The 7,075-nt window shown below is 32.8% G+C and carries 8 protein-coding genes and 1 other annotated feature; all 8 genes read right to left on the bottom strand.

Features of this window, described 5'->3' with window-relative positions:
* The coding region (locus tag ACFVRR_RS10340; protein ID WP_387327843.1) for a chorismate mutase at window positions 1-174 on the bottom strand (174 nt) is incomplete at its 3' end.
* A 107-nt stretch (window positions 175-281) separates the two neighbouring features.
* Window positions 282-508 (bottom strand) — a binding site (T-box leader).
* 231 nt (window positions 509-739) lie between these two features.
* Window positions 740-1,186, bottom strand: coding sequence for a nucleoside-diphosphate kinase (gene ndk, locus ACFVRR_RS10335; RefSeq protein ID WP_025671395.1), 447 nt, complete (start codon window positions 1,184-1,186; stop codon window positions 740-742).
* A 226-nt stretch (window positions 1,187-1,412) separates the two neighbouring features.
* Entirely contained in the window at window positions 1,413-2,375 is a 963-nt protein-coding gene (hepT, locus tag ACFVRR_RS10330) for a heptaprenyl diphosphate synthase component II (protein ID WP_387327841.1), read from the bottom strand.
* Window positions 2,376-2,419: 44 nt separating this feature from the next.
* Window positions 2,420-3,130: a demethylmenaquinone methyltransferase gene (locus tag ACFVRR_RS10325; protein ID WP_387327817.1), complete on the bottom strand. Its 711-nt coding sequence runs from the start codon at window positions 3,128-3,130 to the stop codon at window positions 2,420-2,422.
* Window positions 3,131-3,171: 41 nt separating this feature from the next.
* Window positions 3,172-3,843, bottom strand: a complete 672-nt coding sequence (locus tag ACFVRR_RS10320) for a heptaprenyl diphosphate synthase component 1 (protein WP_335481042.1) — start codon at window positions 3,841-3,843, stop codon at window positions 3,172-3,174.
* Between the two features lie 175 nt (window positions 3,844-4,018).
* Window positions 4,019-4,591: a GTP cyclohydrolase I FolE gene (gene folE / locus ACFVRR_RS10315; protein WP_056466689.1), complete on the bottom strand. Its 573-nt coding sequence runs from the start codon at window positions 4,589-4,591 to the stop codon at window positions 4,019-4,021.
* Between the two features lie 242 nt (window positions 4,592-4,833).
* A complete protein-coding gene (locus ACFVRR_RS10310; RefSeq protein ID WP_056466694.1) occupies window positions 4,834-5,106 on the bottom strand; it encodes an HU family DNA-binding protein in 273 nt (90 codons plus the stop codon).
* Window positions 5,107-5,576: 470 nt separating this feature from the next.
* Window positions 5,577-7,055 carry a stage IV sporulation protein A gene (spoIVA, locus tag ACFVRR_RS10305; protein ID WP_387327813.1) on the bottom strand — a complete coding sequence of 493 codons (1,479 nt, stop codon included), beginning with the start codon at window positions 7,053-7,055 and terminating at the stop codon, window positions 5,577-5,579.
* Between the last annotated feature and the right edge of the window lie 20 nt (window positions 7,056-7,075).

Raw genomic sequence — 7,075 nt, 5'->3', positions numbered from 1 at the left:
CATATCTAACACTTCACGCTCACGAACTGGATCGAAACGCTTAATACCATGTTTAATCTTTTGCTGACCAATTTCTTGAACAACTTTTCCACGCTCGTTTAATAATTCAACGATTTTTAAATTAATCTCATCAACCTTATCACGTAAATTTATTAACTCATTATTTGTACTCATTTCCTTATCCCCCTTAAAATTTAAAAATACATTTGTCCAACACCTCTTCTTTTCATCAAGAAGTAGGCATGAAAAAAATAAAAACAAAAAGTCCCTACTGAATAAACAGTAGGGACGAATTATTTAATCGCGGTACCACCCTAGTTGTGAACAAAAACTCTGTTCACCACCTTCATTTTGTTAACGATCAAAATGACCGTTTCTATTTTCATTAAATGAAATAGAAATTGCTCCAAGAATGTAATTCAGCATACCTTATGTACTGACTCGCAGCTTCCGTCAGCTCTCTTAAACAGGGAAGTTATGCCTACTGTGCCCTTATCAACGCAATATATTTAATTGTCAAAAGATTCATTAAAAAAGTTATTAATGATGATTATAAGCAGATTTAAAGAGGCTGTCAATGCATTATTTTTTAACATTTTTTAATTTTCCCACTTTTTGCTTACTCATAACAATCCTTCTTAAGTTAATACGAAAATTTATCCACCAGTCTAGATTTTAATAATTTCATAAATAAAAAAAGCCAGCAATTATGCTGACTTCTTTGAGTAAAACTATTTTATTAGTATACCCATTCTTTAATAAGCTTAGAGTATTCAACTAATTCATTTTGATTGAAGAAAATTCCGATTTCACGTTCTGCACTAGCAGGTGAATCTGAACCGTGAATAATGTTTTTACCTACAGTTGCAGCATACTCACCACGGATTGTTCCTGGTGCTGAATCTTTTGGGTTTGTTGCTCCCATCATTTGACGAGCGGTAGCGATTACATTTTCGCCTTCCCAAACCATAGCAAATACTGGGCTTGAAGTAATGAAGTCTACTAACTCACCAAAGAAAGGACGTTCTTTGTGCTCAGCATAGTGAGTTTCAGCTTGTTCTTTACTCACTTGCATTAATTTAGCTCCAACTAATTGGAAACCCTTTTTTTCAAAACGTGAAACGATTTCACCAATTAAGTTACGTTGTACACCATCAGGTTTTACCATTAAATAAGTTCTTTCCATTATGCTCTACCTCACTTGATTTCAATTATGTATAAACAACACAGTTAGAATAGTATCATCAATTTATAAAATTATCAATAGTTTAAAATCTTGTTATATTGTAAAAATTGAAATCGCTTCCAGATTTTTGATTAACTTTACTAAATATAACTAAATAACAGGAATTCTATACGTATCTAAAAAGCCAAAAGAGGCAGTTGTAAATGCACTAGCATTTTCTCCGCCTCTAGTTTTTTCGATTTCCAATATTTTTAGCAATTAATATTAACATTTCCTTTGCTTCACTATTAGGAAGGCTATTGATACTGTTTAAAGATTTTTGTAAATATGCTTCACTAACTTTTCTTGCTTCTTTAATATATGTACTTTTGCGAATTTGATTGATAAGAGGTTTAACAGTTTCCGGATCGATTCCTTCATAAATAGATTCAATTTTCTCTTTTAGAGCTAAATCATTCATCGCAAATAAGACAGGTAATGTAATATTCCCTTGAATTAAGTCACTACCTGATGGTTTCCCTAATTCCTTCTCAGAAGCCGTAAAATCAAGAATATCGTCCATAATTTGAAACGACATACCTAAATAGTATCCGTAATCTTTTAAACACTTTTGAAAAGCAGGAGAGGCTCCTGATGCAATTGCACCAATTTCACAACTCGCTGAAATTAAAAGTGCAGTTTTTCGTTTAATTCTTCTTAAATAACATTTTAAATTTTGGTCAAAATTATATTTATCTTTTATTTGTTCAATCTCACCTAAACAAATCTCTAAAATAGTCTCAGATAATTTTTGATGGGCCAATGGGATTTCGATTTCTGACATACATTCCAATGCTTTTGCAAATAAAAAATCCCCTGCATACATAGCAACACGATCATTGTAAGTTGAATTGATTGTAGGTTTACCTCTTCGTAAACTAGCTTCATCAATTACATCATCATGAACTAAAGATGCCATATGTATGATTTCCAAAGTAGCTGCTACATTTTTAATCGATTGAAGGTTATATTGTCCAAATTTAGCACTAAGCAATACAAAAACTGGTCTAATTCTTTTCCCACCAGATTCAAGCAACTGTATAGATGCATTTTTCAAAATTGGCTGCGTTGAATTGACTACTTTATGAAGCGTGCTTTCAATCTCATTAATGTCCTTTTTTAAATAAGAATATTTCCATTTAACCTTCATTCCGTTCACCTTACTATTCATCCCATTTTCTCGCTTTTTTGTAACTAGCTTTTTGGCTTAACACCTAAATGCATTGCTGCTACACCAAAAGTATAAGGTTTAATTTTTATTTTTTCTAACCCTGCTTTTTTGAAAAGATTTGCAAGTTCATTCATTCCTGGAAACGTGCTTGCACTTTCTTGTAACCAAGAATATTCTTTAAAGCTTTTAGCAAATATTTTCCCAAAAATCGGCATGATATATTTAAAATACGCTTTATACACATGTCTAACACCAAATGCAGTCGGTTGTGATGTTTCTAAACAGACCACAATACCTCCAGGCTTAACGACTCTTGTCATTTCCTTCAACACTGTATAATAATCTGGAACATTTCTTAAACCAAATCCAATTGTAACAACATCAAAATAGTTGTCCTCAAAAGGTAACTCCATAGCATTTCCATGAATTAATTTTACTTGTTCTAAGTGCATATTTTTAACTTTTTCTTCACCGATAGATAGCATATTTTTACTAAAGTCTAAACCTACTACTTCTCCATCTTTTCCAACTGTATTTGCAAGTGCAATTGTCCATTCACCAGTACCACAGCATACATCAAGCGCTTTCATACCTTTTTGAACATTCATAATTTTCATAGTTTGTTTACGCCAAGCAATATGTCGTCTAAAACTAATAATACCATTCATTGTATCATATTTATTGTAAATCTTTTCAAACACGTCATGTACGCGTTCTTCTTTTGATTGAGTCATATAAACCCCCACTAAACTAATTACGATTACTTCTATGTAGATTAATTTTGTAATTGTATTATTTTTGATAATTCTTCTTTTGTTTTAGCTAAATCAACAATCCCCATTATTCTTTGAAATTGCGTAATAAAATCAGAGCAGTTTTCAACTGATGATCGTTCGAATTCTTTTTTCAGTCTTGACATTAAACATTCTTGCTCAATATGCTTTATTGATTCTTCAGCTGATATAAATTTTGCAAAATGTACAAGTATAGTTGATTCGATTATAGTTATGCAGTTGAAAAGATCTTCTAAAGAACTAAATTGTTCGTGAACTAGATTGATCTTCTCTTCATTCATTTCCTTAACAGCATATGAAAGTTCTCGTATTAATCCAATTTCCCCAGTTTTAGATAGAGCATCGTAATATAGTCCACTATATAGGTCCCCTTCTAAAACGGTTAATTGTTTCTTTTCACGATCCATTGGTGTACCTTCATATGTTGATACCTTTTCATGTGTATCTAATGCAATTTGATGAATCATCAAGGCTTTACAATAATGCACAATTTTATCACTCGTAAAATTGTGTTCTTTTAATAAATTTATTAATAAAGTAACCTTTACATCATCAATGGTCGGTGCCTGAAGATGTTGATTTAAATATGGGTGTCTAATCGTATGTAATATTTGAGTGATTACTTCATTTTTTAACTCGTGAATACTATTCATTATTTCCATCCATTCCATTTATAACTGATTTTTTCATTATACCATAAGTAGTTTAGATGGTATAAGTTGATTACTCAATCAACTTGCATTATTTATAAATGAATATTTTAAAAAAAGCAGGACTCCCGGCTTTTTAGACTGCCTGTCAAACGCCCTGCTTTTTGCTTATTTGATTCTATTTAGTTGAATGAATCATTGCAAGGATTTCATTTCTTCCTTGCACATCCTCTTTAAGTGAGCCACGCACAGCAGTCGTAACAGTTTTTGAGCCTGGTTTTCTTACTCCACGCATAGACATACACATATGTTCTGCTTCTACAACTACCATTGCTCCATGTGGCTGTAGTACTTCCATAATAGCATCAACTACCGAGGCAGTAATACGCTCTTGTAGCTGAGGTCTTTTAGCTACTGTTTCTACAGTACGTGCTAATTTACTTAAACCAGTTACTCTACCATTTCTAGGTATGTACGCTACATGTGCAACTCCGTAAAATGGTAATAGATGATGCTCGCACATTGAATGGAATGGAATATCTTTAACAAGAACTAATTCTTCATGATCTTCACCAAATACTTTATGTAAATGAGCTTTTTCATCTTGGCGCATACCAGAGAATACTTCAGCATACATTTTCGCAACCCGTTTTGGCGTTTCGTAAATTCCTTCTCTATTTGGATCATCACCGATAGCTTCGAGAATTAGACGAACCGCTTGTTCAATTTTTTCTAAATTAACTTCATTCATTAATTGATCCCCCATGCTAAAAAAAATTCTAATATTCACTATCAGATTCGTTTTATTTTAACATAATTCTTTTTTTATAGGCAAAAAAAAGAAGGATACTTTCTTTTTTGACACCTAAACTCAAGCCTTTCTTTGTCCAAAATTATTTATTGGTCGCAAAAACAGAAGATTTTTTGGACTTTTTTAGCAAAAAAAGAAGGATGCTTTTATTAGCATCCTTCTTTTTCGCTTAAATTATGTAATTATTTTACTGCATCCTTAAGCGCTTTACCAGGTTTGAAAGCTGGAACTTTACTAGCTGCGATTTCGATTTCCTCGCCAGTTTGTGGATTACGTCCTTTACGAGCTGCACGCTCACGAACTTCAAAGTTACCAAATCCGATTAATTGTACTTTATCCCCGTTTTGTAACGCACCAAGAATTGATTCGAATACAGCGTCTACTGCTAAAGTAGCTTGTTTTTTAGTTAATTCACCAGCTTCAGCAACTGCATTGATTAAATCTGTTTTGTTCATGTCTTTCACCTCCTCCCAAAATTTTAGATGTTTCTTAATTTCATTTGTGACCAAAATTTTAAATTTTATACAACAAATTCCAATTAATTTCTTTGTCATGCCTTATATTATACGATTCTACGGCTTTTTTCAATATGTTTTATAAGAAAATGTTGGAATTACTCGAAAACAGGTGGTGATTTTTCTGAAAAATTCATTTTTCTTCTTCAATTTTCTTATAAGTACTTCTGAAAGTATGATGGTTACTGAATTAATCGGCATTTTTTTAATTTTTTTGATGATTTTTAATAAATTTATTTTTGTTGAATTTTGTCGAATAAAATTTATTTTTCTTTGCTAATTTTCTGTGATTTTTTAAAAATTTCATTTCACCAAATAAAATAGAGCTTTCAGATTTTTTAAAAATTAGTCTTTATATTTCGCTAAAACAAAAAAAATCAGATGGTTTTTACCACCTGATCAATTAATAATTAAAGGATAATTGCAATTAAGCCGCCACTTCCTTCGTTAATAATTCTTTCTAAAGTTTCCTTCAATTTATATCTTGCATTTTCTGGCATTAGTGAAAGTTTCGCTTGGATGCCTTCTCGTACGATTGAACTTAAAGAACGTCCGAATATATCTGAATTCCAAATTGATAATGGATTATCTTCAAAATCTTGCATTAAGTATTTAACAAGTTCTTCACTTTGTTTTTCAGTTCCGATGATTGGTTCAAACGTTGACTCAACATCAACTTTAATCATATGAATTGAAGGTGCTACTGCTTTTAATTTGACCCCAAATCTTGAACCATGGCGTATAATTTCTGGCTCATCTAAGCTCATATCTAAAAGCGAAGGTGCAGCAACTCCATAGCCGGTTTGTTTAACCATTCTTAAGGCATCTGCTACTTGATCATATTCTTGTTTAGCATGGGCGAAGTCTTGCATTAATTCTAATAGATGATCTTTACCGCGAATTTCTACTCCCACTACTTCTTTTAAGACTTGATCATATAACTCATCTGGTGCAGATAAATCAATTTCTGCAACCCCTTGCCCCATATCTATTCCAGCAAGTTGAGCATGTTCAATAAATTCATAATCACTAAATTGGCCAACTACATAATCTACATCTCTTAATCGCTTAATATCTTTAACTGTTTCTTGAATTGCTTCTTGGTAGCTTTGGCGTAGCCAGTGATTTTCTTTTAAAACTAATACCCAGCTAGGTAAGTTTACGTTCACTTCAAGGACTGGGAATTCGTATAAAGCTTCGCGAAGTACGTTCATTACATCTCCTTCGCGCATTGCTTCAACACTTAATGCGATGACAGGAATATCGTACTTTTCTGATAGTTCGTGTCTAAGTGCTTCTGTATTAGGATGATATGGCTGAGAAGAGTTAATTACCATAATGAAAGGCTTTCCAACTTCTTTTAATTCAGCAACTACTCGTTCCTCTGCTTCGATATAATCGTATCTAGCTATTTCTCCAATTGTGCCATCAGTTGTTACAACAACTCCAATTGTAGAATGCTCTTGAATAACTTTTCTTGTACCGATTTCTGCCGCTTCATTAAATGGAATTGGTTCTTCATACCAAGGAGTGCTAATCATTCTAGGACCATTTTCATCCTCATATCCTTTAGCCCCTGGCACACTATAACCAACGCAATCTACTAATCGAATATTTACATCTAACCCATCCGCTACATGAATTTTTACGCCTTGATTCGGAACGAATTTTGGTTCAGTAGTCATTATTGTTTTACCTGCAGCGCTTTGAGGTAATTCATCATGTGCTCTAGCACGATCAGCTTCATTTTGAATATTAGGGATTACAACAGCTTCCATAAAGCGTTTAATAAATGTTGATTTACCAGTACGCACAGCACCTACAACACCTAAGTAGATATCTCCTCCTGTGCGCTCGGCAATGTCTTTAAAAATATCTATCTTTTCCATGTGTTCCCCTCCCGATTTAT

The sequence above is a fragment of the Gottfriedia sp. NPDC057948 genome (genome assembly GCF_042887255.1).
GTDB lineage: Bacteria > Bacillota > Bacilli > Bacillales > Bacillaceae_G > Gottfriedia.
This window is presented reverse-complemented; position numbering and strand designations above follow the sequence as displayed.

Excerpts from the sequence above, each read along its gene's own strand:
- folE (WP_056466689.1), bottom strand. The coding sequence starts at position 4,591 with ATGAATGAAGTTAATTTAGAAAAAATTGAACAAGCGGTTCGTCTAATT.
- ndk (WP_025671395.1), bottom strand. The coding sequence starts at position 1,186 with ATGGAAAGAACTTATTTAATGGTAAAACCTGATGGTGTACAACGTAAC.
- spoIVA (WP_387327813.1), bottom strand. The coding sequence starts at position 7,055 with ATGGAAAAGATAGATATTTTTAAAGACATTGCCGAGCGCACAGGAGGA.
- ACFVRR_RS10310 (WP_056466694.1), bottom strand. The coding sequence starts at position 5,106 with ATGAACAAAACAGATTTAATCAATGCAGTTGCTGAAGCTGGTGAATTA.
- hepT (WP_387327841.1), bottom strand. The coding sequence starts at position 2,375 with ATGAAGGTTAAATGGAAATATTCTTATTTAAAAAAGGACATTAATGAG.
- ACFVRR_RS10325 (WP_387327817.1), bottom strand. The coding sequence starts at position 3,130 with ATGACTCAATCAAAAGAAGAACGCGTACATGACGTGTTTGAAAAGATT.
- ACFVRR_RS10320 (WP_335481042.1), bottom strand. The coding sequence starts at position 3,843 with ATGAATAGTATTCACGAGTTAAAAAATGAAGTAATCACTCAAATATTA.